Consider the following 25,330-nt stretch of genomic DNA (forward strand, 5'->3'; position numbering starts at 1 on the left):
TCGTCCGCACCCCCGCAGTCGGCGATCGTCTGTCCGATCGTGGGCCTGCTCAACGTGGGCGTGCAGTGGGTGACCGCGATGGCGCTGTTCAGCCGCTTCTTCGCATACCTCGACCTCGTCCCGGAGGTCACCCCGCCGGAACACCCGGTGGCCATCGATCTGACCACCGTGCGCGGGGAGCTGCGCTTCGAGGGCGTGGGCTTCTCGTACGACGGCGATGCCCGGGTCTTGTCGGATATCGACCTGCTGGTGCCGGTAGGGACCGCGACGGCGATCGTCGGGGCCACCGGCTCGGGCAAGTCGACCCTGGGCTCGTTGGTCCCGCGCCTGCATGACACCACCACCGGCCGGGTCACCATCGACGGTGTCGACGTGCGGGACCTGGCCCCGGCGGACCTGTCGCGTGGGCAGCGTTGGAGGCCGACCGGATCGACGGGCTGATCGCCTCCTTGCCGGACAGGCTGGAGACGCTGTTGGGCACCCGAGCGCACCGGCTCTTCAACGGCGAGCAGCAACAGCTGGCCATCGCCCGGACGACCCAGCACAATTCGCGGGTCCTCGTGGTGGATGAGGCGACGTCGTCCTTCGACAACACGACCGAGGCCTAGGTGCATGCCGTGCTCGATCGGCTGGCCGAGGACCTGATGACGATCACGATCGCCCACCGGCTCTCCACCGTCGAGCAGGCCGACCAGCTCGTTGTGCTGGACGGCGTGTGCATCGTCGAACTAGGGACGGTGGCCGAGCTGCGCGCCGGAGTTTGCCCCTTTGCTAGGCTGCTGCGGTATTGACGTGCGCGAAAACGCATTGCCCGCGGTCGGAAAGTTCGCACAATGCGCTTGTACTAATTTGGTTGAGGTAATAGTTATAGCAGGAGCCGTTCAAACGGTTACGTGCCTAGTTGATGGAGCAGAGCCGACGTGGAGCCGACGCAGTCACCCGAGCCGCATAAAGTCGCCGATCTTCATCCTTTAACTCCGGAGTACCAGGCGGAAAAGCACGCCGTGTACTTCGACGCGATCGAATCAGCGCTCGGATGGACTGGCGAGAGGGCTGTGCGGAACATTGCGCTGACCGGTAGCTACGGCGTGGGCAAGAGCAGCATCTTGCGACAGGTCGCTAACGACCCGAAGCGGAAGGTGATTCAGGTATCGCTCTCGACGCTTGGATTTGGGACCGAAGCCTCTGCGTCTAAAGCGGCGACGCCAGGTCAGGATGACGACGATCTAGCAAATCCGCGGCGCGAAACGAAGACGAATCAAATCCAGAAGGAAATAGTCAAGCAGCTCCTGTACACGCAGATACCGGAGAAGATGCCCGGCTCACGATACCGTCGGACGTCTGCCTTCAACCCGAAGCGCGAGACGCTCTTCTCGCTTGCCGCGGGCGTTCCGATCTCGTTGATATTCTTCCTCCTCGGATGGACCTCGAAGCTCGCCGCCCTATTCACCGTCCCCGATGATTGGGCGATCGCGGCCAACGCCGCCATGGTTTTGGTATCTGCGGCGTTCGTCTTCGAGATCCGGTACGTGACGCACAACAAGATTCGCATAGATAGCGTAACCGCAGGGGCCGCGACGATCACCCTGTCCGCGGCTTCGGACACGTACTTCGACGAGTACCTCGATGAGATCGTTTACTTCTTCGAGGTAGTAAATACGGACATCGTCCTCTTTGAGGACATTGATCGCTTCGAGGATGCTCACATTTTCGAGACGCTGCGGGAACTCAATTTCATCCTGAATGCGGCGAAGCAGCTCGACGGTCGAGTCATCCGGTTCCTGTATGCGATCAAAGACAGCATCTTCGAAGAGCTCGGCACCCGAGCCGCCCGCGAAGCGGCCGTAGGACCGGACGCGCCCGACGAACCAGCCACTGACGCAGCAACGCTCGAAGTGGCACGCGCAAATCGCACGAAGTTCTTTGACCTCGTGATTCCGGTCGTCCCGTTCGTCACGCACCAGAGCGCCCGCGAGCTCATGGCAGCGGAGCTCGCCGACTTCACACATTCGATCTCCGACGGCCTCATTGACTTGGTCGCTCAGCGCGTAGCCGACATGCGTCTCATTAAAAACATCCGCAATGAATTCGTGATTTTCAAGGAGCAGGTGATCAGCAAATCATCACTTGAACTGGATGATGACCGCTTGTTCGCAATGGTGCTCTACAAGAGCACGCACCTCTCTGACTTCGAGCGCATCAAGCTCGGCACGAGCAACCTCGACATCCTGTACCGCGAGAGCCGGCAAATAGTGCAGAATCATACCGCCCGGCTCAACGCCGAAGTGGCCGTTCTGCACCGACGGCTCCGGAACGGCAACGACCAGTTGGCGCGGAGCAAGAAGGTCGGCGACGCGGTCGAGGCCTATATCGACTTAGTTCTCGGCCACGTTGACTTTTCGATCAATGACATCCGGTACGACGGCACGCCGATCCCCTTACATGATTTGCGGACTACAACATTCTGGCAGAAGTATGCGGCCGGGAACGCTGGCCTCTCGTTCACCTATCAAAACCCATACCGGGGCAGTATCCAAGCGTCTAGCCTTCCCCGTGAGGAACTCGAACGCGCGACCGGAGACTCGCTAGACCCGTCGAAATGGGAGTCCTCGTCACGCACCGAAATAGATGCCAAAATCACCGCCGCACGCCAAGACATTGCGTTCCTTAGCAGGGCCGACATAGGAGATCTAATAGCTCGGCCAGACCTCAAAATGAAACGCGACACAAATGCCGCCGTATCATTCGCTGAACGCACCTCATCGCTCCTCGGATCGAAATTGGCGGTTGAGCTGGTCGCCCAGGGATACGTCGACCGCTACTTCACGCTGTATACGTCCACTTTCGTGGGGGACCGAGTCAATGCCAATGCGATGAACTTTATTCTGAAGAACGTTGACACAGGCTCTATGGACTTCTACTTTCCGTTAAACGTCGAAGAATCAAAGGCCGTGCTGCACGAGCGACCGAGAGTGGCATTGCGCGAAAAGTCCGCATACAACTTCGATTTCTTGGATTATCTGCTCAACGACGACGAAGCCTCCGCCGAGATGGTCGTGACTAACTTGCGAAAGAACGGTGACGAGGAGAAACAATTCCTACAGGCCTATCTGTCGAGCGAACGAAATATCCTGCTGCTCGTGGGCCTACTTGTCCGCGACTGGCCCGACGTGCTCATCGTTCTGGCGACGGACCTGGAACTGGACGACGACCGGCGTCTTCAAGCATTTGACGCCGCACTCGCCGAACTTGCGGGTGGCGTCGACTACCGCGTTAGCGGTGGAGTTGCGCGCTATCTTGAGGACAACCACGGCGCCTTCATTGCCTTTACTGACCCGCAGACGACAGCAAGCGCCGAGCGCGTCGCGAAGGTCGTGGATGCAGCTGATTTCCTTGTGCCGGACCTCACACCGCTCAGCGGGACGGCCCGACGAGCAATTGTCGACGTCGAGCGGTTCGAAGTGACCCGCGGTAATCTGCTGAAGGCGATCACTCCGTTAACCGACCTATCGCTCAACGCCTTGAAAAAGGCCTCGGAACACCTTTACCAACGTGTCATCATGGACCTCGATTCTTATCTCACCCTGCTTGCCGAGGACGAACAAACAGTCACAGATTGTGACGCTTTCGTACCCATCATTGAAGACATCGACCAGGTTGATCGCGAGTCGCTCGCAGCGATCGTGGGGCGATCGGCCGATGAATGCTGCGTGCCTCTCCTTAGCAGCGTTGCCCCGGGTACATGGCCGGCGCTCGCCTCTCACGCGCGTTTTCCGCCGGAGTTCAACAACGTCTCGGCCTACGTGGAGCAATACGGGCTTGACGATAATCTTGCTGCCGTCCTTGCCTTTGGGACGATCGTGGTCGGGGACGAAGTTGAAGAGGCAGAGAAGCTCGAACTCGCATCGAAGCTGCTCAGCAGCGCTGGCTGCCTGCGTTCCGCCGAATTGCGCACATCGCTCCTTGCGAGTCTGCAACTTGGGGACTTTCTGCCCGCCTCATCGGTGCCGACCGAGCCTGGAGAGTGGGTCGGTCGCCTTATCGAGAATGGCGTCATTAGCGATGATGCCGAGAGCTTCGCGTTGATCGCCAGTGACGACTGGCAGGGGCTTGAATATGCGATCGCTGCATCGCAATCCCTCGCCTCGTTCATCAGCCCTGAGATCCTCGTGCCGTCAGTACTGGCTCGGTTCCTCGTCAGTGGCAAAGTCTCCGAGATTCTCAAACGGAGGGTTGTGGAGCGATTCACCGAGTTCGCTAATGGTGCAGACAGAGACGCGTTGCAAGCACTCGCTGCTTATGCCGTAACGCAGCGCGTTAAAATTTCCTGGGGCGACGTCATGCAGGCAGCCCATGCACATATCGACCGTTCACTCACGCTTGGCCTTGTGCAGCGTTTCCTCAGCGGAATCGGCCTAGAAGATCTCGTACCAATCCTTGATGCGCTCGGCGGCGACTACCCAACGCTCGGCGTGCCAAATGGGAAGCGCCGCCGCTTCGCGAACACGGAGGCGAACAGGGCTCTTCTCGAACGGCTCAAAGAACTTGGCACCGTCAACACGATCATTCCGGACGGGACCGACCTAAAGGTCAACATGAAGCGGCATTGACACGCAGGGCGATCGCCGAGCGAGACTGCTCTAAACGTGAACGTCGCCCGGTGCTCGATTCCATTTGCTTCCACATGTGCGAGAAGAGGTAGACAACCACGATGTCTGGGCTCGCTGCTTCGTGATCCATCGGGATCGAAATGAGACGCAAGCAGTTCCAAAGCTCAGTCGTTGTCTACCAGCCAGAGCGCGGCTGCAGCATCACGTGGCAGCGAAGCCAGCCCACCGTCGTCGACCTCGAGGGGGATCGAGCCGGAACCGGCGTCGCGGGGTCCCACGGTGACAATAGACCCGGGCCGCAGACCGTGCTCAGCGAGCAGGCGCAGGACGGCCGGGTCGTCGTCGGAGATGCGGGTGACTTCGTAGCTGCCGGGGGTGGCTTCGGTGAGGTTGACTGCGTGGGGCGGGTGTGGCGAGGTGCCGTCGGCCGCGGGGATCGGGTCGCCGTGTGGGTCGCGGTCCGGGTGCCCTAGCAGGGCGTCGATGCGCTCGATCATGGTTTCGGAGACCGCGTGCTCGAGGTTCTCCGCCTCATCGTGCACCTCCTCCCACGAGTAGCCCAGAGTGCGGACCAGGAACGACTCGATCAGCCGGTGCTTGCGGACCATGGCCACCGCGTGGCGCTCGCCGGCTGGGGTGAGGCGGACCGGCTTGTAGGGCTCGTGGCTGACCAGGCCCTGCGCGGTGAGGCGGCGGATCGTATCCGAGACGTTGGCGGCGGTGGTCCCGAAACGCTCGGCCAGCGCCTTGCCAGTGATGGGCGCACCGCCCCATTCGGTGGCGGACCAGATGGCCTTCAGGAAGTCTTCGGCCACGCGGCTGATGCCCTCGGCTGGCGGCGGAGTGGAAGGGCTGCGGGGTTCCATCAGGCGGCTCCCGTCACGGTGAGGTAGATGAGCAGGAGGTTCAGCGCGACGATCGCGCCGGTGATCGTCCACGCGAAGACCTGGGTCGCGGCGGAGTTGGCGTTCGGGCCCATGAGCGAGCGCAGGCCGGTGTAGCGGACCAGCGGGATCAGCGCGAAGGGGATGCCGATGGAGAGGAACACCTGGCTGAGGACCAGCGCCCAGGTCGGGTCGACGCCGATGGACAGGATGATGAGCGCGGGGATCAGCGTCACCAGACGGCGGGCCAGCAAGGGGATGCGCCGATGCAGCAACCCGGACATGATCGCCGAACCGGCGTAGCAGCCGACCGAGGTGGAGGCGAGGCCGGAGGCGAGCAGGCCCACCCCGAACACGACACCGATGAACGGTCCCAGCGCCTCAACGATGGCGGCGTGCGCGCCCTGGATGGAGTCGGTCCCCTCCACGCCGCGCAGGCTCGTGGCGGCCAGCAGCAGCATGGCGATGTTGACCGAACCGGCGACGACGAGCGCCAACCCGACGTCCCAGCGGTTCGCCCGCAGGAGCCGTTTCAGCCCAGCGGGGGAGTGGCCGCCGCCGTGGCGGTCGCGGGAGAGCGAGGAGTGCAGGTAGATGGCGTGCGGCATGACGGTCGCGCCCAGCATCCCGGCGGCCAGCAGCACCGTTCCGGCACCCTCGAAGCGCGGGACCAGGCCCCCGGCGGCGGCGCCCCAGTCGGTCGGGCTGACGAACAGGCCGGCGACGAAGCCGATGGTGATCAGCACCAGCAGCGCCATGATGACCAGTTCGAACGGCCGTTGCCCGTGGCGTGACTGGATGGCCAGCAGAACCATCGACACGATGCCCACCAGCAACCCGCCCAGGGGTAGTGGCAGGTCGAAGAGGATCTGCAGGGCGATCGCGCCGCCGATCACCTCGGCCAGATCGGTGGCCATGGCGATCAGTTCGGCCTGGCCCCAGAAGGCCAGCCGGCCCGTGCGCGGCAGGCGCTCGCCGAGGACCTCGGGCAGCGACCTCCCGGTGACCAGGCCCAGCTTGGCGGAGAGGTACTGGATCATGACGGCCATGACGTTGGCGACTACCAGCACCCACACCAGCAGGTACCCGTGCTGGGCTCCGGCCGTGAGGTTGGCCGCGACGTTCCCCGGGTCCACGTAGGCGATGGCCGCCACGAAGGCCGGGCCGAGCAGCCAGATGAGCCGGCGCTGGGGTCGGCCCTGCCGCTCGATGACCGAAGTCGTCATGGTGCTCCCTTGTCGCCGTCGTGCAAAAAAGTTAAGTCAGGTTAACTTAGCGCGATTGGTGACGAACCGCCAGCAGCGTACAACCGGTCCGGCGTACGCTGGCACCATGAGCGAGAACCAGCACTCCACCCGTGGCGCCTACGTGACGCCCGGCGCCGAATTCACCCGGGACACCAACTACATCGACGACCGGATCGTCGCCGATCCGCAGGCCATCCGCGCCTCCACGGCCGAGCCCGGCGGGGCGATCGGCAACCCCGACACCGGCCTGGCTGAGGGCGCGCATGCCTGGCCCGTCGAGGCCGGCCGCTACCGGCTCGTGGCAGCCCGTGCTTGCCCCTGGGCGAATAGGACGCTGATCGTCCGTCGCCTGCTCGGTCTCGAGGACGCCATCAGCATTGGCCTCCCGGGCCCGACCCACGACGCCCGTTCCTGGACTTTCGATCTGGACCCCGACGGTCGCGACCCGGTGCTGGGCACCGAACGGCTGCAGGAGAACTTCTTCGCCCGTTTCCCCGACTACCCGCGCGGCATCACGGTCCCGGCCATTGTCGACATCCCCACCGGCGGGGTCGTCACCAACGACTACCCGCAGATGACCTTGGACTTCTCGACCCAGTGGAAGGAGTTCCACCGCGAGGGCGCCCCGGACCTCATCCCCGCCGGCAGCTGGGAGGAGATGGCCCCGGTCATCAAACGGATCTTCACCGAGGTCAACAACGGGGTCTACCGCTGCGGATTCGCCGGTTCCCAGGACGCCTACGATGCCGCCTACGACCGCCTCTGGACGGCGATGGACTGGCTGGAGGAGCGGCTCACCGGCCAGCGCTACCTGATGGGCGACACCATTACGGAGGCCGACGTCCGCCTGTTCACCACGCTGGCCCGCTTCGACCCGGTCTACCACGGACACTTCAAGTGCAACCGGAGCAAGCTCGACGAGATGCCCGCCCTGTGGGCGTACGCCCGCGACCTGTTCCAGACGCCGGGCTTCGGGGACACGACCGACTTCGTGCAGATCAAACGCCACTATTACATCGTGCACGAGGACATCAACCCGACCCAGTTCGTCCCGCAGGGCCCGGACCTGGCCAACTGGCTGGACCCCCACGGCCGCGAATCCCTCGGCGGCTCGCCGTTCGGTTCCGGCACTGCGCCCGGTCCGGTGCGCGCCGGCGAAGAGGTGACGCCGGGCCACAATCCGCTCTACCCGGCGTAGGGGTCCTACGGACTGGGTTGGGAAGACGGCATCGGCTGGAGGCTCTTGACGAACACGTTCCGGCCGATCTGCTTCCAGCCGGCGGACGTGAGGGTCGAAACGTCGAAGCTGTCCGGGACCAGCTGGACGGCGCCAAACTCGCCCATCGAGGTGACGGGCAGGCCACCGCAGGTGGAGGTCTCGGCCTCGGCCACGATGATGCATGCGCCGGGACGCGCCGGCATGGATTCAGAGTCGTCCTCTCCGGTCGGCAGGGCCACGTAGAACGTGAGGCCGTCTTGATGCGCAGCGAACCGTGCAGTTCCCGATTTGATGCGCTCGAGGTGGCTGCCCGACGGCAACGCGTCGGCCACGGTCGCGGGCTCTTCGAGTAGCTCGATACCGGAGGCGGCGGTGGATGCCGAGCATCCAGCCAGCAGCGGCAGCGACACCGCGGCGACCAGGAGTGCTGACAGGCGGTTGACGTGCATGTTCCCCCCAAGGTTGTCGCCTCACCCTAGCGGCACCGGCACCCAAGCAACAGCCCTACGTGGCAGGATGGGAACCATGACGATCACCGCCGCAGCAGACGGCTCAGCGCTTGGAAACCCTGGACCGGCCGGCTGGGCGTGGTACGTCGACGACACCATGTGGCGTGCCGGCGGTTGGCCGCACGGGACCAACAACATGGGCGAGCTCATGGCCGTGCTGGACCTCTTCCGTGCCACCGCCCATGTCGCCGACGAGCACCTGCGCATCCTGTGCGACTCGCAGTACGTCATCAACTGCGTCACCAAGTGGATGCCGGGCTGGAAGCGCAAGGGCTGGAAGAAGGCCGACGGCAAGCCGGTGCTCAACGTCGAGCTCCTGAAGCAGATCGACGAGGCGATCCGCGGCCGCGACTACAGCTTCGAGTGGGTCAAGGGCCATGCCGGGCATTACCTGAATGAGGCCGCCGACGAACGCGCCCGTGCCGTCGCCACCGCCTACCAGGCAGGACGCGGCAGCGACATGGGGCCGGGCTACCCGGGAGCCGGGACGGCCGGGGCCGGGACGTCGTCCACCCCCGCTCCCGCCTCTACGGCGGAGGCCGGCCCCGCGCGAACGCAGACCGCCACGCTGCCCGCCCAGGACGATCTCTTCTCCTCCCTCGAGGACCCGGCCGAAACAGGGCGGGGCAGCGCCGACATCGACGCCGTCGTCACCCTCGAACGCGAACTGCTGGATCCCTCGGTCCGCTCGGACGCCGGGCAGCTGGAGTTCCTGCTGCACCCCGACTACCGCGAGATCGCCGCGGACGGCAGCCTGCGCGAACGCGACACCGCGATCGCCGTGCTGACCTCCCAGGCCACCGACCTGCCGGAGGCCACCGGCGAAGGCCTCGAGGACGACGACGATGCACCCTCGGCCAGCTACGCGCCACCGGTTGCGTGGTCGAGCGCCGAACGCACCTTCGAGCTGCTCGAGGCCATGCAGGTCGGCATGGACTCCATCCACCTGGCCTACCGGCTGGTCGGGGACGAGGCGGCGACGGCCGTCAGCTCCCTCTGGCATCGCCAGGACCAGCGCTGGCGGCTGCGCTTCCGCCAGGAAACCCCCGAACTCTAGCCACGGCACCCACCCCGATCCCCAGGAGAACCACCACGTGACCGATCCGCGTTTTGCCCCCGTCGTCGACCTGCTGGAATCCTTCGCCGCGGCGGACCCCGACTATTCGGCCCAGCTGTGCGTCTACGCCGGGGGCCAGCCGGTCATTGACCAAGTGGTGGGGCCGAACAGCACCGCCGACTCGCTCACGGGAGTCTTCTCCGCCTCCAAGGGCGCCGCTGGGATGGTCCTGGCCCTGCTGGTGCAGGACGGCCTGCTTGACCCGGTCGAGCCGGTGGCGACCTACTGGCCGGACTTCGCGGCCAACGGCAAGGCAGCCATCACCGTCGGCCAGCTGCTCAGCCACCAGGGCGGCCTGCCGGGGATCGACGGCGGCCTGACCGTGGGCCAGTACACCGACTCCGCCACCGGGGCGGTCCGCCTCGCCGCGGCCCCGCCGGTCTGGAAGCCGGGCTCGACGCACCAGTACCATGCCCTGACGCTCGGTGTCTTCGCCGAGGAGCTGGTCCGGCGCATCACCGGCGAGACGTTGCAGCAGGTCTACGAAACCCGGATCCGGGCGCCGTTCGGCATCGACTTCTACCTCGGGCTGCCCGAGGACGAGGAGACCCGCTACCGCGACGTGCTCAAGCCGGTCCAGGTCCAATCGCCGCCCTTCACCGACCCGTTTGGGCCGATGGGGCTGGCCTTGAACTCCACCGGCGGGTTCGATGTCGGCGACGGAGCCTCCTACGAACTGCTGGACCTGCCCAACTTGCCGGTGATCCGCTCCAGCGGTATCGCGGCCGCCGGCGGCGTGGCCAGCGCCCGCGGCCTGGCGCGGCTCTACGCGGCGGCGAGCACCGGCGTCGTGCGTGAGGACGGGGCGGCCGACGGGCCCTTCCTGACGGCCGAGACGATCCACGCCGTCGCCGACGAGCGGGTGTTCGGGATCGACCGGGCCAACGGGTTGACCGGCGCGTTCGCGCTGATGTTCATGAAATCCATCCCGCGCAACGACTTCGGCTCCTGGCGGGCCTTCGGGCACGACGGCGCCAACGCCACGCTGGCGTTTGCCGACCCCGCCTACGGCATCGGCTTCGGCTACGTGCCGGCGCGGGCGGAGGAGAGCGGAACCGGATCCCGTGGCGGGCAGCTCACCGTGGCCCTACGCAGCGCGCTGTTGGACGCGGCCACCGACTGACACCGACCGTCCTGCGAGGGCGGGTCCCACCGAGGCAAAGGAGCAACATCATGGAGCAACTGGACGTCGATACCCTGGTGATCGGATGGGGCAAGGGCGGCAAGACCCTCGCCGGGCAACTGGCCCGCAGCGGACGCCAGGTTGCCCTGGTGGAGCGATCACCGCAGATGTATGGGGGCGGCTGCATCAACGTGGCCTGCGTGCCCACCAAGGCGCTGATCCACCAGGCCGGCGGCCGGCGCGACGGGGACGAACCGATCGAATGGTTCACCGCCTCGGTCGCCGCCCGCGACGGGCTCATCGGCAAACTGCGGGCGAAGAACCACGAGATGCTCGCGACCGTCTCCACGGTCACGCTCGTCGACGGGGATGCCCGCTTCGTCGCGGCCGGCGACGACGGACAGGATGGCGCCGGGCCAGAAGCCGCGGCCCCGGGCCGCCTGGTCGAGGTCACCGGCGGTGGCGAGACCCTGCGGATCAGCGCCGCGCACGTGGTCGTCAACACCGGCACATTCCCGGCCCGCCCGGCGCTGGACGGCCTGGCGGTCCTGGAACCGGCCGACGGGGTCTACGACTCCACCACCATCCAGCATGCGGACCCGTTCCCGCGTCGGCTCACCATCCTGGGCAGCGGCTACGTCGGCCTCGAATTCGCGGGCATGTTCGCCGACTTCGGCTCCGAGGTCACCGTGGTGGGCCGCTCGGATGCACTGCTCTCCGCCGAGGACGACGACGTCGCCGCGGCTGTGCGCGAGGGGCTCGAAGCGCAGGGGGTCGTCTTCAGGCTCGGCACCTCGGCCACCTCGGTGTCGTCGTCGGGTGGCATCGTGAGCCTGGGTGTCTCGGACGCCGCAGGGGAAGCCTCCATCGAGGCCGACGCCCTCCTCGTGGCCACGGGCAGGACCCCGGCCACCGCGGCCCTGGGACTGGAGGCGGCCGGCATCGCCACCGACGAGCGCGGCTACATCGTCGTCGATGACTTCCTGCGCACCGGCGTCGAGGGCGTCTATGCCGTCGGCGACGTCAACGGCGGGGACCAGTTCACCTACATCTCGCTGGATGATTCACGCATCCTGGCCGACCAGCTGATGGGCCGGGGCACGCGCAGCCGGGCCGATCGGGTCGCCGTCCCGTCCACCACGTTCCTCACCCCGCCGCTGGCCCGGGTGGGCCTGGACGAGAAGCAGGCGCGTACCGCGGGGCGCGACGTGCTGGTCGCGTCGAAGAAGGTCGCCGAGATCGCCGCGATGCCGCGGCCGAAGATCATGGAGCAGACCCGCGGCGTCATCAAGTTCGTCGTCGATCCGGACACCGACCTGGTCCTCGGCGCGACGCTGAACTGCATCGATGCCCAGGAACTGGTCAACCTGGTGGCCCTGGCCATGCGCGCCGGGGTCACCGCCAGCGAGCTGCGTGATGGCATCTGGACGCATCCCTCCACCACTGAGTCGCTGAACGAGGTCCTCGCCGGATTGGCGCCGTTGGAGTAGCGGTACATGCTGGGGCAGGCGGCGAATCGTGGCCGCGTCAGGGGGCGTGGCCGCCGTGGAATCTAGTGCAGGGAGGCGGTCCCGGAGAGGACGACCTCGGTCCTGCCGCCCACCCACACGTCGCCGCTACCGCCGTCGATGTGGATCCGCCCGCGGCGCCCGATTGCGGTTCCCTGGGCGGCCACGTAGTTGGCCGGAGCCCGGCCCGAAGCGATGAGCCACTGCGCGGCCGCCGCGTTGAGGCTTCCCGTCACCGGGTCCTCCCGCAGCGGGTCCGCCCCTTCTGTGAAGAACGCGCGCACCTCGAACGCGGTCTCGGCGCCCGGCTCGTGGGGCCCGACCACGCCGATGTCCCAGCGGCCCGGGTGCGACGACGCGTCGGGGCGCAGCCCCAGTACGGTCTGGGCGCTGTCGAGGAACAGGCCAACCCAACCGGGCCCGTTATCGAGCCACTCGGCGTCCAGGACGTGTTCGCGGCCGATCCCGAGGATGTCGACGAGCTCGCCGAGCAGATCGGGGTCGACGGTACCGGACCGCAGGCGCGGGGGAGCGGCGAAGGCGAGGCGGTCGCCATCGATGCGCACGGGCATCAGGCCCGCGCCGCACTCCTGCATCACGACCCATGGTGTTTTCGGAGTGCCGCCGGCGTCCAGCCAGGCTCGGGCCGTTCCGAGGGTCGGGTGCCCCGCGAAGGGAAGCTCCGTGTTCAGGCTGAAAATCCGCACCCGGTAGTCCGCTTCCTGTGCCCGCGGGGGAAGCACGAAAGTGCACTCCGAGAGGTTGGAACAGACCGGGAACCTGCGCAGTGCCTCGTCGTCTAATCCCTCGGCGTCGAGCAGCACGGCGACCGGGTTGCCCATGCAGGTTTCGGCGCCGAACACGTCGATCTGGCGAAATCTCCGTTCTCGAGGGCAGCGTAATCCATGCGTCCGAGCGGCGGTAACATCCGAGCCCAGCTTGACCTTGTCCCAGGGGGCAAGGTTTACGGTTGCATCGGAGGTGGCAGATGAAGATTGGTGAGGTGGCCCGTCGGGCACGTGTGACGCCAAAGGCCGTTCGCTACTACGAACGGCTCGGGTTGTTGACGCCCGAACGTGCACCCAACGGTTACCGGGACTACGAGGACGCCCACGTGCGGGTCGTGATCGAAGTACGGGAACTGGCGACGCTCGGGATCCCTCCCGGGAAGGCCCACCCGTTCGTGGAGTGCCTCGACGCCGGTCACCAACACGCCGACGACTGCGTCTCCTCCATGGCTGTCTATCGCGACAGCATCGCCGATCTTGATCGCATCATCGCAGCGCTCTCCGCACGACGGACGGACCTCGCCAACCGATTGGACGAGAGCGCCTCACGGACCTTCCCCCAGGAGAAACCCATGACGGACTTCAGCATCCTCCCCGACGATCTCCCGGCCCCCGCCGACGACGGTGCCGCCGACCACCTGCCCGGCCGCGACATGCCCGACCTGCAGTTGTCGACCAGCAGCGGCCACGACGTTGACCTGGCAAACCTCGGAGACGGTCGCGCCATCATCTACCTCTACCCGTTGACCGGGCGCCCCGGCGTAGACCTGCCAGATGGTTGGGACGCGATTCCCGGCGCGCGGGGCTGTTCCACCGAAGCATGCGGCTTCCGCGACCACTTCCAGGATCTGCAATCCTGTGGAGTCGATGCGGTATACGGGCTCTCGAGCCAGACACCGCAGTACCAGGCCGAGGTCGTCGAACGGCTGCGACTTCCCTTCACGATGATTTCCGACGGGCAGTTCCAGTTGGCGGACCTGCTGGACCTGCCGACGTTCAACGCCGAAGGACACGACCGCCTCTACTCGCGTTTGACGCTCATCGTGCGGAACCGAAGGATCGAGAAGGTGTTCTATCCGATCTTCCCGCCGAACACCCACGCCCAGCAGGTCCTCACGTGGCTGCAGGGACATCCCGCCTGAACCCCACCGATCAGCGTCGACCGCGTCCAGGACGCACCATCACCGAACGAAAGGAACCCACGTGTCCGTACCCGCCGCACTCCAGGCCTTCATCGACCAAGCCCACGTGGATGCCCCGGTATTCGAGTTGCGGCCTGACTACCGCGCCCTCCTGCTGGCCGTCGACGGCATCGAGCCCGGGGCAAGCGATGCGGAGAGCGAGGCCCTGCTCCAGGCCGCGGAGGAATCCGCCCGGACGCTGCTAGCCCGCCAAGACGTCGAACAGGTACCCCATGTCGCCGCCTGGCGGGAGGCCTACCGGTCCTTTGGTGCCAAACCCCAGCGGACCCGCAACAGCCTCGAGGCCCTCCTGCGCCGGGCGGAGTCCGGTCTGCCGCGGGTGAACCGGCTGACCGACATCTACAACGCGGTCTCGGTGCTGCACCAGGTACCGCTGGGCGGAGAGGATCTCAACCGATACAGCCGGGCCCCGCGCCTGGTCCGGGCCACCGGCACGGAGGCCTTCGACACCACGGCCACGGGCCAGGACGTCACCGAGCACCCCGAACCAGGTGAAGTGGTGTGGCGGGATGGTGCCGGCGTCACGTGCCGGCGCTGGAACTGGAGGCAGGCACGCCGGACGCAGTTGCGCGACGACACGACCGCCGCGTTGTTCATCCTCGATGCCCTGGAACCGCTGACCGACGACGAGTTGCTGTCCACGGCCGAGGAGCTGGCCACCCGGTTGAGACGCTTCGGTCCAGACATCCAGATCGTCCAACGCCTGATCGCCCCCGACGGGCCGGACGAACCCGGGAACCCGCCACCACAGCGCATCTGAGGCACGATAGTCCACCCTGGATCCCACCACAGACCCTGCACCCCGCTTCCTCCAAGGAGACCCTGATGTTCACCGGCTTGAGCGCCTTCCCCCTGACTCCACTGGCAGACGACGCCATCGACGAAGCAGCCTTTGTCGGCTTGATCGAACGGCTCAGTACCAGTGGCGTGGACTCCATCACCGCATTGGGGTCCACCGGGTCCTATGCCTACCTGGACGGCCAGGAACGTGCCCGCGTGGCCCGGCTTGCCGTCCAGCACGCCGGGGGTACGCCGGTCGTCGTCGGGATCGGGGCACTGCGCACTTCCCACGTCCTGGCCAATGCCCGGGAAGCGGAGCAGGCAGGAGCAGCCGGCCTGCTGCTCGCCCCGGTCACGTACCAGCCCCTCACCGACGACGACGTCTTCGAGCTCTTCCGCACGGTGACGGAAAACTCCCAGCTCCCGGTCATCGTCTACGACAACCCCGGCACCACCCACTTCAACTTCACCCCCGAACTGTACGGGCGCATCGCCGGCCTCGACGGCATCGCATCGATCAAGATCCCCGGCGTCCCGGCCGAACCCGGTGCGGCGATGGAACTTCTCACCGCGATCCGACGGGTCATCCCGGCGCACGTGAGCATCGGCGTCTCCGGGGACGCGAGCGCCGCTGCCGGCCTGGCGGCAGGGTGCGACGCCTGGTACTCCGTCATCGGCGGGACGCTGCCCGCACCCGCCCTGGCCATCACCCGCCCTGCCCTCGAGGGCCGGGTGGCGGAGGCCAAGGCCGAATCCGAACGGCTGGCACCGCTGTGGCGCCTCTTCGCGGACTTCGGCGGCAGCATCCGGGTCATGGCCGCCATCGCCGAACACCTCGGCCTCGTTTCCCAAGGGTCCCTGCCCTTGCCGATCCAGGGGCTGGACCCGGATGGTCGGGCGCGCGTGGCCGGAGTGGTCGATGAACTCGGACTCGACCGCTAGGGACGTGTCCGCCCCTCAGCGGGAAGGGGCCCACCGGACCGGTGCGCTGGCCCGCTACGTCTTCGCGGCCACCCTGGTGCGCAGCGCGGACGGGGGCGCCGTCGTCGCCATTGTGCTGCTCGCCCACGCCGCCGGGAAGCCGGGCTGGTTGGCCGGGCTGCTGGGCGCGGCGATCACCGCACCCCACCTGTTGGGGCCCTTCATAGCGCGCCGGCTGGATACCGCCCGGGACGGGCGCAAGCTCATCGCGGCGTCGGCTGTCCTCCATGGGACACTGCTGGGGACCGCGGCACTGCTCATCCCCGCGACCTGGGCCATCCTCCCGGTCCTCCTCCTGGGCATTTCGGGGCTTTTCGGGTCCATGCTCACCGGTGGGGTCAGCAGCCGGTTGCCCTCCATCGCCGGACCGGAGCTGCGCAGCCAGCGTCGGGCGCACAGCTGGGACGTGGCCACTTACGGGCTCAGCGGAACACTCGGGCCGGCCGCCGTGGCGTGGATCGCAGCGGGATCGAGTCCCCTCACTGCGACCCTGGTCCTGGCCGCCGCCGCGGTGGTCGGGGCCGGTGCCGTCCTGGCTCTGCCACGACAGTCGCCACCGGAAGACGCAGGAGAGGTGCCCTCACCTACTCGGACGCTGATCCTGATTTGGAGGTCCGGCCCCCTGCGTCGCACGCTCGGGCTGACCGTGACGATCGCCTTTTCCGTTGCCGCACTGCCGATCTATGCCGTGACCGTCGCTCCGGCTCTCGGCGATGCTTCGGCGGCCGGGGGCCTGGTCGCGGCCTACGGGGTCGGGAACCTGCTCGGATCCGCCCTGCTCATGATCTGGCCCTTGCGCCAGGACGCAGACCGCCTGATGATCCGGCTGGCCCTGTTCGTGGCGGGAACACTGGTCCTGGTCATGTTCACACCCAGTCTCGCCACGGCCCTGGTGGCGTTCTGCCTTGCCGGGGTGGCCAATGCATTCTTCTTCGCGGCGACGTTGGCCGCCCGCAGCGAATACGCGCCGATCCAGGCCAGGGGGCAGGTGTTCATCTGGGTGGGCGCCCTCAAGATCGCCGCGGGATCGGCCGGGACGGCGGTAGCGGGCGTGGCCATCGGCCTCCACGCCTGGGTGCCGCTGGCACTGGTCATCGGGCTGGCGGTCGTGGCGGCCACTGCCGCCGGCATCGAGCGGGCGCGCGGACCCCGGTGAGCCCGAACCCGCACCGGGGAGGTCCGGGCTCACCGGGGACCCGTCCGGCGGCCTACGCCGGGATCTGCAGCGGCCAGCCCGCGGAGGCGAGCAATTCGCCGTCGTGCCCGGAAACCAGGACGGCCACCCCGAACTCGCGGACCGCGGAGTCGAGGGTGGACGACCCGCCGGCGAGGATCGCCTTGGAGAGCACATCGGCGGTGACGATGTCCTCGGCCAGGACGCTGACCTGCAGATACGCGTTCGAGCGGCCGTAGCCATGTCCTGACGAGGTGGCCAGCGCCGCGGTGAATCCCGGCGTACCTGCCAGGGGAACGTCGGCGACCAGCGCGCCGGCATCGAAGGGGTCGGTGATGCCGGCCTGCCAGTGCCGTCCGTAGAAGGGATCGGCCCCGGTGGGTTCGGCCGGGAAGGGCGAACCGCTGCACAGCACGTCGCCGCCGGCGGTGACGGACCAGTGCGGCAGCTCCAGATCCATCATGGCCTGGCCGGCGTGGGCGATCGCCCAGCCCTTGACGAGCCCGCGCAGGTCGACCGGACCGGTGGGGGTGTGTGGGCTGAATGCGCCCTCGGTGGCGTTGCGCCAGCTGATGGCCTGTTCGTACAGGGTGCGCAGGCGGTGGTGTGAGTAGCGCAATTCGATCTCCCCGCGGCGCAATCCCTCCACGGAACCACGGCCGCCCACGCCGAAGTACTCTTCGGTCTCTGCGAAGACCCGGCGGACCGTCTGCACTGCGGCATCCAGTTCGTCGGGATCCATGGGGGCGCTGATGGAGACCATCGTGCCCAGCGCCTCGAATGTGCGGTTGGCCAGGCGTGGGACCGGAGGATCGCCGACGTCGTCCGGCCCGTCGTCCATGTCGTGCACGGTCAGGGCACTCACGCCAGCGACGAGTCGAGCGCGGCCTGCTGCGTCAACGTGTAGGCGGCGGGGGAGTACCCCGGACCGCTGAGCAGCTGGACCGGCTGCGCGCTGCGCAGCTGCCCACGCCGAACCGTCGCGAGCGCGGCCGAGGCCGGGGCAAGCCGTTGCGTGGCCGTCGAAGTCCCGGTGGGAGCCGAACCGAGGCGGTGGGTGGTCGGCGCCGAGGCGGACGGTGCGGTGGGTGCCGTGCCGCCGAGCCAACCGGAGGCCAGTACCCCGGCGGAAGCCACGGAGGCGAAGATCGCCTGACGGATGTTCACAACGGGGTCCTTTCGGTGCCGGGGAGGGCAGGGACAGGTAGGTCATGCATGGCTCCAGCCTGTCGAACCGAACTGTGAGCCCCCTGTGCCACGGCTCGATATCGGCTGCGCTGGGGCGCGTTTCAGCCGTCGGCGCAACCAATGTGCGGCACTGGGCCGGCCGTGTCCGGGCAACCGCCGGTATGCCTGGCCGCTAATGGCAACTTTCCGGACAGGACCGCCACTGCGGGCGTTCGGCCCGGCCTAGCGGCCCAGGGGCCGGCCAACGGGCCTTGGCGGCGTAGGGTGGATCCGTGGAATTTGAGAAACGGTATGTGGCCCTGGGGGATTCGTTCACGGAAGGCGTCGGCGATGACGACCCGACCCGTCCCAACGGGGTGCGTGGTTGGGCGGACCGGGTGGCCGAACAACTGTGCGCTGCGGACCCCGCATGGGGATACGCGAACCTGGCGATCCGCGGCAAGAAGATCCGCCAGGTCATCGACGAGCAGCTCGAGGCCGCTCTGGCCCTGCAGCCGACCCTGGTCACGCTCTACGCCGGCGGCAACGACATCCTGCGCCCGCGCGTGGACATCGACGCGCTCATGGCAGGGTACGACGACATGGTGGCCCGCCTGCGCGGCTCCGGAGCCGCCGTCGTGCTGTTCACCGGGTTCGACTCCGCGGCCTCGGCCGTCTTCAGCACCACGCGTGGCCGGACGGCGATCTACAACGAATGGGTGCGCGAGGCCGCCGACCGGCATGGCGCAGTCGTCGCCGACTACTGGCGCTGGCGCGAGTTCAGCGACCTGCGCTACTGGGCCCGGGACCGCCTGCACATGGGCACGCCCGGGCACCTGCTGATGGCCAAGAAGGTGCTCGGGGTGCTGGAGGCCACCGACGCCATCGAGACCCCGGAGCTCGAAACCGCGCCGTCCCGGACCCGGCGGGCTCGGATGCAGGAGGACGCGCGCTGGGCGCGTGATCACGTGGTCCCGTGGGTCAAACGCCGGCTGACGGGGACCTCGTCCGGCGATGCGCTCAGCCCGCGCTACCCCGGGTACGTGCGGCTGTAGGACGGCGCGTGGAGCGGCCGGGCCCCGGTCAGCCGCGCAGCGGAGAGCCCACGACGTCGAAGCGCAGGCCGCCGAATTCGCCGGAGAGCAGTGGCCGGGCGGCGGCGATCGCCGCCTGGACCTCGGGCAGCGCCAGCGAGTCCCGGTGCGCCGCTTCACTGACCCAGAGTTCGATCACGTAGACGGTGTCAGGATGCCCGTTGTCGACCCCTACCTCGTAGGCGAGGCACCCGATGCGGCCCAGGACATCGCTGCGCCGGGTCAAGTGGGCGACCAGCTCGTCACGCTTGCCGGGGAGGGCTCCGAGGGTTCCCACGTTGGCGAAAGTCATGCCTTCAGCGTAGCGCTGGCCCGCCGCGCGGCTGTGGTGGTTGACTAAGCCGCATGAGCAGCCTGTCCGACCCCGCACCCCATGCCAATGAGCCGCACGAGTCCGCCGGACTTGCCGAACGGCTGAACTGGTTGCGCGCGGGCGTCCTGGGGGCCAACGACGGGATCGTCTCGACGGCCGCCGTCGTGGTCGGCGTGGCCGGGGCGACCACCGCCACCGGGCCCATCCTCACGGCCGGCGCCGCGGCCCTGATCGGCGGTGCAGTCTCCATGGCGCTGGGGGAATACGTCTCGGTCTCCAGCTCATCCGATTCGCAGAAGGCGCTGATCGCCAAGGAACGCCGCGAGCTGGCCGAGATGCCCGATGAGGAGTTCGCCGAACTGGCCTACCTTTACGAGCAGAAGGGCCTCAGCGCCGAGACGGCGGGCGCGGTCGCCCGGGAGCTCACCGCCCACGATGCGCTCGGCGCGCATCTGGACATCGAACTGAACATCGACCGCGATGAGGTCGTCAGCCCATGGAACGCCGCGGCGGCATCAGCGGTCGCCTTCACCATCGGTGCCCTGCTGCCATTCCTCACCGCCGTCCTGCTGCCCACCGCCCTGAAGATCCCCGTGACCTTCGCCGCGGTACTGGGGGCGTTGGCGATCACCGGCGGGCTGGGCGCCCGATTAGGCCGCGCGCCGATGTTGCGGCCGATCGTGCGGGTGGTCATCGGCGGGATGCTGGCGCTGGGTGCCACGTTCCTCATCGGCACCTGGCTCGGCAGCAGCGGTGCCATCGGCTAGGCGCGGGAGGAGGCCCCGGCGTCGAGCCTTGAGGCCACCGTGGAGCGCCGCCGGCCATAGGCGAGGTAGATCCCGGCGCCGATGACCATCCACAGTCCGAACACGATCCAGGTCATCCCGCCCAGGTTGACCATGAGGAACACGCAGCCGGCAACAGCCAGGATCGGCGTCACCGGGTAGAACGGCACGCGGAACGTGCGCGGCAGGTCGGGGCGGTTGCGGCGCAGGTAGATCACCGACAGGCTGACCAGGCTGAAGGCGAAAAGGGTGCCGATGCTGGTGGCGTCGGCCAGCTGGCCCAGCGGGACCAGGCCGGCGGTGAGCGCGATCGTGCCGCCGGTGATCAAGGTGTTCAGCACCGGCGTGCCGGTCCGCGGGTGCAGCTTGCCGAACACCCGCGGGACCATGCCGTCGCGTGACATCGCCACCAGGACGCGGGTCTGCCCGTAGAGGACGGTGATGACGATACTGATGATCGCCACCACGGCACCGATGGAGAAGACCAGGGCCACCCAGGGCTGCCCGGTGATCTCCTCGAGGACCTGCACCAGGGCGGCCTCCTTGCCGATGAACCACTGCCAGTCCTTCGCGCCCACGGCGGCGACGGCGACGAGGATGTACAGCACGGTCACGATGATCATCGAGGTGATGATGGCCCGGGGCAGGTCGCGCTGCGGGTTCACGGCCTCCTCGCCGGCGGTCGAGGCGGCGTCGAAGCCGATGTAGGAGAAGAACAGGCGCGAGGCCGCGGCCGAGACGCCCGCGGTGCCCATCGGCAGCAGCGGGGCGAAGTTCCCGGTGTTGAACGCGCTGAAGGCGATCACGACGAAGAAGATGAGTACGGCGATCTTCAGGAACACCAGCACGGTGTTCACCGTGGCCGACTCCTTGGCCCCACGCATCAGCAGGACCATCGCCAGCAGGACCACGACGACGGCGGGGATGTTGAACACGCCGCCATCCGGGCCAGGCGGGTTGGTCAGGGCCGCTGGCAGTTCGACGTTGAAGGTCCCGGCCAGCTCGTTCACGTACTCGCCGGCACCGACGGCAATGGCGGCCACCGACACCCCGTATTCGAGGATCAGGCACCAGCCGCAGATCCAGGCCAGGCCCTCGCCCATCGTGGCGTAGGTGTACGAATAGCTCGAGCCCGATACGGGCACGGCCCCGGCCATCTCCGCGTAGGACAGCGCGGCCAGCAGGGCGGCGATCCCGGCGATCGTGAAGGAAATCCACACGGCGGGCCCGGCCAGCGGCACCGAGGAGCCCAGGACCACGAAGATCCCGGTGCCCAGCGTGGCGCCGACGCTGATCATCGTCAGCTGCAGCACGCCCAGGGTGCGGCGCATCGTGCCCCCACCGGATCCGTGTCCGGCCTCGGCGCTGAGCGCCTCGACGTCCTTGCGCAGCAGCAACTGGCGGCCCAGGGACAACCGTGGCCGGGTGCCCGGTTCGGGATGGTTGGCGGATGCCTGCATGGCGTGTCCTCAACGGGCTCGGTGGGGCCCGGGTCAGGTGGTGGTCGCCGGATCGCGGCAACAACCGGTGGTGGAAGGGTCGGCTCATATTTTTGCACCGCCATGCATGGTTACAAAACCGGAGTGTCGGCAACTCGGCTTGTTTGTGGCGTGGATCTCGCCGTATCATGGAGGGGTGCCCGCGAGGGCACGCGCCAATGACATGCGGCGGGAGAGTCCCGTTCAGAACCACTGGCGGGCGCCGTAGGAGCAATACCCTCCCCGGGAATCTCTCAGGCATCCGTACCGCCGCGCTGAGGCAACTCTGGAAAGAAGCAGCACCCCTCGGGGTCTGCTCACCGACGGTGCAAGCCACGTCCGGGACACCGGGCACGGCGGAATCTCTCAGGTCCAATACAGAGTCGGGGAGGAACCGAAGCTCATTCGGCGTGCACCGCACACCGACCACACTTGGAGTTCCCCTGATGACCGAGACCACGGCCCGTCCCACCACCAGCCCCGCCGGCGAGCTTGCTTTCGCCGACCGCCACATCGGACCCCGCGGTGATGCCACCGCGACGATGCTCAAGCACCTCGGCTATGCCACCCTCGACGACCTCGTCGACACGGCGATCCCCGCCGACATCCGCCAGTCCGCCCCGCTGGACCTGCCGGCCGCCCGCTCCGAGGCCGAGGTCCTGTCCGACCTGCGCGCCATCGCCGCCAAGAACGTCATGAAGACGCAGATGATCGGCCAGGGCTTCTACGACACGTTCACCCCGCCGGTCATCCTGCGCAACGTCCTGGAGGACCCGGCCTGGTACACGGCCTACACGCCGTACCAGCCGGAGATCTCGCAGGGCCGCCTCGAGGCACTGCTGAACTTCCAGACCATGGTCTCGGACCTCACCGGGCTGCCGATCGCCAACGCCTCGCTGCTCGACGAGGCCTCCGCCGTCGCCGAGGCCGTGCTGATGATGCGCCGCGCCAACAAGGCCAAGGGCGAGGCCAAGACCGTCCTGGACGCCGACCTCTTCCCGCAGACCATCGCCGTCGTCGAGGGCCGCGCGAAGGCGCTGGGCTTCGAGCTCGAGATCGCCGACCTCTCCGCCGGCCTGCCCGACGGTGAGATCTCCGGCATCGTGCTGCAGCAGCCGGGCAACTCCGGCCGCGTGGTCGACCAGGCCGCCATCATCGCCGCCGCCAAGGAGCGCGGGGCCATGGTCACCGTCGCCGCCGACATCCTCTCGCTGACCCTCATCGTGCCCCCGGGCGAGCAGGGCGCCGACATCGCCGTCGGCAACACCCAGCGCCTGGGCGTCCCGCTGTTCTTCGGTGGCCCCCACGCCGCCTACATGTCGGTGCGCAAGGGCCTCGAGCGCTCCCTGCCCGGCCGCCTGGTCGGGGTCTCCAAGGACGACGCCGGCCTGCCCGCCTACCGCCTGGCACTGCAGACCCGCGAGCAGCACATCCGCCGCGAGAAGGCCACGTCCAACATCTGCACCGCGCAGGCGCTGCTGGCCATCACCGCGTCGATGTACGGCGTCTACCACGGCCCGGAGGGCCTGAAGGCGATCGCCCGGCGTGCCCACCTGCACGCCAGCACGCTGGCCACCGTCCTGGCCGATGCCGGCTTCGGGCTCGCGGCGGAGGAGTTCTTCGACACCCTCACGGTCAAGGCCGCCGGCACGGCCCAGGCCATTGTCACCGCCGCCGAGGAACGTGGCGTCAACCTGCGCCGCGTCGACGCCGACACCGTGGGCATCTCCACCGACGAGACCACCACCACCGACCACCTGGTCGCCATCGCCGAGGCCTTCGGCGTCGCCGACGCGGCCACCGCGGTGGAGCGCGCGGAAGCCGGCGCAGCGGAGAAGCTGCCCTCCGCCGTCGTGCGTTCGAGTGAGTACATGACGCACCCGATCTTCCATTCGGTCCGCTCGGAGACCCAGATGCTGCGCTACCTGCGCCGCCTCTCGGACCGCGACCTGGCCCTGGACCGCACCATGATCCCGCTGGGCTCGTGCACCATGAAGCTCAACGCCACCGCGGAAATGGAATCGATGTCGTGGCCGGAGTTCGCCTCCATCCACCCCTACGCCCCGGCACACCAGACCGAGGGTTGGCGCCAGCTGATCACCGATCTGGAGAACCGGCTGAGCGCCATCACCGGCTACGCGGGCGTCTCCATCCAGCCCAACGCCGGTTCGCAGGGTGAGTACGCGGGCCTGCTGGCCATCCGCCAGTTCCACGTCGCCAATGGCGACGATGCCCGCACCGTCTGCCTGATCCCGGCCTCCGCCCACGGCACCAACGCCGCCTCCGCGGTGCTGGCCGGCCTGAAGGTCGTGGTCGTCAAGACCGCGCCGAACGGCACCATCGACGCCGCCGACCTGGACGCGAAGATCGAGGCCAACCACGACTCGCTGGCCGCCATCATGATCACCTATCCGTCCACCCACGGCGTGTACGACGCCGATGTGCGCGAGGTCTGCGACAAGGTCCACGCGGCCGGCGGGCAGGTCTACATCGACGGCGCCAACATGAACGCGCTGGTCGGCCTCGGCCAGCCCGGCAAGTTCGGTGGCGACGTGTCCCACCTGAACCTGCACAAGACCTTCTGCATCCCGCACGGCGGCGGCGGACCCGGCGTCGGCCCGGTCGCCGTGGCCGAGCACCTGCTGCCGTTCCTCCCCGGAGCCCCCACCGGGGAGGCCACGGACCGCAACGGCACGCCCGTCGCGTCCACCACCTATGGTTCGGCTGGCGTGCTGCCGATCTCCTGGGCCTACGTGGCCATGATGGGCGCCGAGGGGCTGACCAACGCCACCAAGAATGCACTGCTGACCGCGAACTACGTCGCCTCACGGCTCAACGAGTACTTCCCCGTGCTCTACACCGGCAACAAGGGCCTGGTTGCCCACGAGTGCATCCTGGACCTGCGCGATGCCACCGCCAAGACCGGCATCACCGCCGAGGACGTCGCCAAGCGCCTCATCGACTACGGCTTCCACGCACCCACGCTCGCCTTCCCGGTGGCCGGGACGCTGATGGTCGAGCCGACCGAGTCCGAGGATCTGGCCGAGATCGAGCGCTTCATCGAGGCCATGATCGCCGTCCGGAAGGAAATGGACCAGGTCCTGGCCGGTGACTTCACCGCCGAGGAATCGCCGCTGCGGCTGTCCCCGCACTCCGCTGCCGCCGTCGTCTCCAGCGAGTGGGACCGCAAGTACACCCGCGAACAGGCCGCCTTCCCCGTACCGGGACTGCGCCAGGACAAGTACTTCCCGCCGGTGGGGCGCATCGACGGGGCCGGCGGCGACCGGAACCTGATCTGCTCCTGCCCGCCTCCCGAGGCATTCGAGAACTAACCCGGATCCCCGGAACCCG

The 25,330-nt window shown here is 67.8% G+C and carries 23 protein-coding genes and 1 riboswitch; of the genes, 15 read left to right on the forward strand and 8 right to left on the reverse strand.

The window, feature by feature from the left end; all coding sequences use genetic code 11:
* Positions 1 to 39: 39 nt before the first annotated feature.
* From AC1MEQ_RS13430 to AC1MEQ_RS13445, 4 genes are all read left to right on the forward strand, one after another.
* Positions 40 to 441 carry an ATP-binding cassette domain-containing protein gene (locus AC1MEQ_RS13430; RefSeq protein ID WP_479791371.1) on the forward strand — a complete coding sequence of 134 codons (402 nt, stop codon included), beginning with the start codon at positions 40 to 42 and terminating at the stop codon, positions 439 to 441.
* Entirely contained in the window at positions 414 to 608 is a 195-nt protein-coding gene (locus tag AC1MEQ_RS13435; protein ID WP_479791373.1) for an ATP-binding cassette domain-containing protein, read from the forward strand. The genes AC1MEQ_RS13430 and AC1MEQ_RS13435 overlap by 28 nt, the downstream gene beginning before the upstream one ends.
* Before the next feature lie 9 nt (positions 609 to 617).
* Positions 618 to 791 carry a hypothetical protein gene (locus tag AC1MEQ_RS13440; protein WP_479791374.1) on the forward strand — a complete coding sequence of 58 codons (174 nt, stop codon included), beginning with the start codon at positions 618 to 620 and terminating at the stop codon, positions 789 to 791.
* A 129-nt stretch (positions 792 to 920) separates the two neighbouring features.
* Positions 921 to 4,610 (forward strand): YobI family P-loop NTPase, encoded by a 3,690-nt coding sequence (locus AC1MEQ_RS13445; RefSeq protein WP_479791377.1) that lies wholly within the window; start codon positions 921 to 923, stop codon positions 4,608 to 4,610.
* A 164-nt stretch (positions 4,611 to 4,774) separates the two neighbouring features.
* Here AC1MEQ_RS13445 and AC1MEQ_RS13450 read toward each other — a convergent pair whose 3' ends face one another.
* On the reverse strand, positions 4,775 to 5,476 hold the full coding sequence (locus AC1MEQ_RS13450) for a metal-dependent transcriptional regulator (protein WP_479791380.1): 702 nt from the start codon (positions 5,474 to 5,476) through the stop codon (positions 4,775 to 4,777).
* Complete coding sequence (locus AC1MEQ_RS13455) at positions 5,476 to 6,720, reverse strand: Nramp family divalent metal transporter (protein ID WP_479791382.1); 1,245 nt, start codon at positions 6,718 to 6,720, stop codon at positions 5,476 to 5,478. The genes AC1MEQ_RS13450 and AC1MEQ_RS13455 overlap by 1 nt, the downstream gene beginning before the upstream one ends.
* 106 nt (positions 6,721 to 6,826) lie before the next feature.
* Between AC1MEQ_RS13455 and AC1MEQ_RS13460 the strand changes: the two genes are divergently transcribed.
* Positions 6,827 to 7,939, forward strand: a complete 1,113-nt coding sequence (locus AC1MEQ_RS13460; RefSeq protein ID WP_479791383.1) for a glutathione S-transferase C-terminal domain-containing protein — start codon at positions 6,827 to 6,829, stop codon at positions 7,937 to 7,939.
* A gap of 5 nt (positions 7,940 to 7,944) precedes the next feature.
* On the opposite strand, the gene AC1MEQ_RS13465 is transcribed toward AC1MEQ_RS13460, so the two are convergent.
* Positions 7,945 to 8,409, reverse strand: coding sequence for a hypothetical protein (locus tag AC1MEQ_RS13465; protein ID WP_479791385.1), 465 nt, complete (start codon positions 8,407 to 8,409; stop codon positions 7,945 to 7,947).
* A gap of 76 nt (positions 8,410 to 8,485) precedes the next feature.
* Here AC1MEQ_RS13465 and AC1MEQ_RS13470 point away from each other — a divergent pair, with 76 nt between their 5' ends.
* From AC1MEQ_RS13470 to AC1MEQ_RS13480, 3 genes are read left to right on the forward strand one after another with little or no spacing between them, the layout of a single operon-like run.
* Positions 8,486 to 9,526, forward strand: coding sequence for an RNase H family protein (locus tag AC1MEQ_RS13470; protein ID WP_479791387.1), 1,041 nt, complete (start codon positions 8,486 to 8,488; stop codon positions 9,524 to 9,526).
* 37 nt (positions 9,527 to 9,563) lie between these two features.
* Positions 9,564 to 10,709 carry a serine hydrolase domain-containing protein gene (locus AC1MEQ_RS13475; protein ID WP_479791389.1) on the forward strand — a complete coding sequence of 382 codons (1,146 nt, stop codon included), beginning with the start codon at positions 9,564 to 9,566 and terminating at the stop codon, positions 10,707 to 10,709.
* Between the two features lie 50 nt (positions 10,710 to 10,759).
* On the forward strand, positions 10,760 to 12,199 hold the full coding sequence (locus AC1MEQ_RS13480) for an FAD-dependent oxidoreductase (RefSeq protein ID WP_479791390.1): 1,440 nt from the start codon (positions 10,760 to 10,762) through the stop codon (positions 12,197 to 12,199).
* A 62-nt stretch (positions 12,200 to 12,261) separates the two neighbouring features.
* Here AC1MEQ_RS13480 and AC1MEQ_RS13485 read toward each other — a convergent pair whose 3' ends face one another.
* Entirely contained in the window at positions 12,262 to 13,080 is an 819-nt protein-coding gene (locus AC1MEQ_RS13485; RefSeq protein ID WP_479791392.1) for a PhzF family phenazine biosynthesis protein, read from the reverse strand.
* Between the two features lie 125 nt (positions 13,081 to 13,205).
* On the opposite strand from AC1MEQ_RS13485, the gene AC1MEQ_RS13490 reads away from it, so the two are divergent.
* From AC1MEQ_RS13490 to AC1MEQ_RS13505, 4 genes are all read left to right on the forward strand, one after another.
* Positions 13,206 to 14,147, forward strand: coding sequence for a MerR family DNA-binding transcriptional regulator (locus tag AC1MEQ_RS13490; RefSeq protein WP_479791393.1), 942 nt, complete (start codon positions 13,206 to 13,208; stop codon positions 14,145 to 14,147).
* Between the two features lie 61 nt (positions 14,148 to 14,208).
* Complete coding sequence (locus tag AC1MEQ_RS13495; RefSeq protein ID WP_479791395.1) at positions 14,209 to 14,967, forward strand: B3/B4 domain-containing protein; 759 nt, start codon at positions 14,209 to 14,211, stop codon at positions 14,965 to 14,967.
* A 65-nt stretch (positions 14,968 to 15,032) separates the two neighbouring features.
* Complete coding sequence (locus AC1MEQ_RS13500) at positions 15,033 to 15,929, forward strand: dihydrodipicolinate synthase family protein (RefSeq protein WP_479791397.1); 897 nt, start codon at positions 15,033 to 15,035, stop codon at positions 15,927 to 15,929.
* A gap of 4 nt (positions 15,930 to 15,933) precedes the next feature.
* On the forward strand, positions 15,934 to 17,124 hold the full coding sequence (locus tag AC1MEQ_RS13505) for an MFS transporter (RefSeq protein WP_479791398.1): 1,191 nt from the start codon (positions 15,934 to 15,936) through the stop codon (positions 17,122 to 17,124).
* Positions 17,125 to 17,176: 52 nt separating this feature from the next.
* Here the strand turns inward: AC1MEQ_RS13505 and AC1MEQ_RS13510 are convergent, their stop codons facing one another.
* A complete protein-coding gene (locus tag AC1MEQ_RS13510) occupies positions 17,177 to 18,007 on the reverse strand; it encodes an FAD:protein FMN transferase (RefSeq protein WP_479791400.1) in 831 nt (276 codons plus the stop codon).
* Positions 18,004 to 18,309 (reverse strand): hypothetical protein, encoded by a 306-nt coding sequence (locus tag AC1MEQ_RS13515; RefSeq protein WP_479791402.1) that lies wholly within the window; start codon positions 18,307 to 18,309, stop codon positions 18,004 to 18,006. Before AC1MEQ_RS13515 ends, AC1MEQ_RS13510 begins: the two co-directional genes overlap by 4 nt.
* Positions 18,310 to 18,602: 293 nt before the next feature.
* Between AC1MEQ_RS13515 and AC1MEQ_RS13520 the strand changes: the two genes are divergently transcribed.
* Positions 18,603 to 19,364: an SGNH/GDSL hydrolase family protein gene (locus AC1MEQ_RS13520; RefSeq protein WP_479791404.1), complete on the forward strand. Its 762-nt coding sequence runs from the start codon at positions 18,603 to 18,605 to the stop codon at positions 19,362 to 19,364.
* A 28-nt stretch (positions 19,365 to 19,392) separates the two neighbouring features.
* Here AC1MEQ_RS13520 and AC1MEQ_RS13525 read toward each other — a convergent pair whose 3' ends face one another.
* Positions 19,393 to 19,695 (reverse strand): putative quinol monooxygenase, encoded by a 303-nt coding sequence (locus AC1MEQ_RS13525; protein ID WP_479791407.1) that lies wholly within the window; start codon positions 19,693 to 19,695, stop codon positions 19,393 to 19,395.
* Between the two features lie 53 nt (positions 19,696 to 19,748).
* On the opposite strand from AC1MEQ_RS13525, the gene AC1MEQ_RS13530 reads away from it, so the two are divergent.
* A complete protein-coding gene (locus AC1MEQ_RS13530) occupies positions 19,749 to 20,483 on the forward strand; it encodes a VIT1/CCC1 transporter family protein (protein WP_479791409.1) in 735 nt (244 codons plus the stop codon).
* Here AC1MEQ_RS13530 and AC1MEQ_RS13535 read toward each other — a convergent pair.
* On the reverse strand, positions 20,480 to 21,961 hold the full coding sequence (locus AC1MEQ_RS13535) for an amino acid permease (RefSeq protein WP_479791411.1): 1,482 nt from the start codon (positions 21,959 to 21,961) through the stop codon (positions 20,480 to 20,482). The two genes, AC1MEQ_RS13530 and AC1MEQ_RS13535, sit on opposite strands and share 4 nt — an antisense overlap.
* Before the next feature lie 198 nt (positions 21,962 to 22,159).
* Positions 22,160 to 22,259: riboswitch (glycine riboswitch) on the forward strand.
* 166 nt (positions 22,260 to 22,425) lie between these two features.
* On the opposite strand from AC1MEQ_RS13535, the gene gcvP reads away from it, so the two are divergent.
* Positions 22,426 to 25,311: an aminomethyl-transferring glycine dehydrogenase gene (gene gcvP / locus AC1MEQ_RS13540; protein WP_479791413.1), complete on the forward strand. Its 2,886-nt coding sequence runs from the start codon at positions 22,426 to 22,428 to the stop codon at positions 25,309 to 25,311.
* The last annotated feature ends 19 nt before the right edge of the window (positions 25,312 to 25,330 follow it).

The organism is Arthrobacter sp. ASL1, from assembly GCF_056680475.1.